General features: G+C 67.7%; 1 pseudogene. It reads left to right on the top strand.

From position 1 onward, the window contains the following. Positions 1-703 (top strand): annotated as a pseudogene (locus QZ269_RS13390) (hypothetical protein); the annotation flags it as partial.

The following is a 703-nucleotide window of genomic DNA, read 5'->3' as shown; positions in this document are numbered from 1 at the left end:
GCCGACCTCGTGCAGCGGCTCAACCGACTGGAAAAGGAACTGGCGACCCTGCGCAGTAGTGGCGGGCAGGCGGGCAGCGGGCGTCCGGCGGCTCCGGTGGCCGATTTCGAGCCGGTGGCGCGGCGTGGCCCCGCACCTGTGGAAGTGGCAGCGACCGACGACGGAGCGGTCCACGGAGCGGCTGCGTCTGCCAGCGGCGATTGGGCCGACGTGATGCGGCAGGCCAGCATGCAGCTCAAGGCGTTCCTGAAACCTGCCGCCATGCATGCCGAGCCGGGCTACGTGAGCCTGAGTTACGAGGACAAATACGCCTTCCACGCCCGGCAGGTCGCCAGCAAGTTCGACGATGTCGCCAGAGTGGTCCTGAAGGTCTTTGGACCGGTCACCTTCGAGCTGATCGCCCCCGACGGCATTGGCCGCAGGCAAAAGCTGGGCGGCGCGGCGGGCGCGGCTGCCATGCCCGCCGACCTGAATGAGCCAGTTCCGGCAGCTGTTTCTACTTCCACTGCTTCTGCTTCCACTGCCCGGCCTGCCCAGAGTGCTCCTCTCCAGGCTGCCGCGCCTGCTCTGGCTTCCGCCCGGGAGGCTGCGGCTCCGCCATCTGCGCCCCCCGAGATTTCCGATTTCGACCCTGTACCACGCCGGAATGTTCAGCGGGCCGCGTCCCCGGAGTTGGTAGCTCCACAGGCAACATCACAAAGAG

Source organism: Deinococcus sp., from assembly GCF_018260405.1.
Lineage (GTDB): Bacteria > Deinococcota > Deinococci > Deinococcales > Deinococcaceae > Deinococcus.
This window is presented reverse-complemented; position numbering and strand designations above follow the sequence as displayed.